At 66.7% G+C, this 426-nt stretch carries 1 protein-coding gene; it reads left to right on the forward strand.

All coding sequences use genetic code 11. From position 1 onward, the window contains the following. Positions 1 to 35: 35 nt before the first annotated feature. Positions 36 to 426, forward strand: a 391-nt coding sequence (locus D7Y13_RS43435; RefSeq protein WP_208734676.1) for an alpha/beta fold hydrolase, incomplete at its 3' end; no start/stop codon positions are given.

Consider the following 426-nt stretch of genomic DNA (forward strand, 5'->3'; position numbering starts at 1 on the left):
TCAAAGAACTCTCCCGCCTGATCCGCTAGCCGATTGTGAGCCAGCCGCTCGTCCTGTTGCCCGGCCTGCTCAACGACGCGCGTTTGTTCGCGCAGCAGGTCGCAGCGTTGCGCGATCTTGCCGGCGAAACGCTGGTGCCCGAGCTATGGCATGACGACGACGCAGCAGCGCTGGCCAGACGCGTGCTGGCAGCAGCGCCACAGCGTTTCGCCCTGGCGGGGTTTTCCATGGGTGGCTACGTCGCCTTCGAAATGCTGCGCCAGGCGCCGCAGCGCATCACCCGGCTGGCGCTGATCGACACTTCGGCGCGCGCCGATTCGGCCGAGCAGCGCAAGCGGCGCGAGGCGCTGATCGCGCAATCGCAAATCGGCCAGTTCAAGGGCGTGACGGCGCGGCTATTGCCGCTGCTGGTGCACAAAGATCGAC

This window comes from Corallococcus praedator, from assembly GCF_003612125.1.
In the GTDB taxonomy this organism is placed as follows: domain Bacteria; phylum Myxococcota; class Myxococcia; order Myxococcales; family Myxococcaceae; genus Corallococcus; species Corallococcus praedator.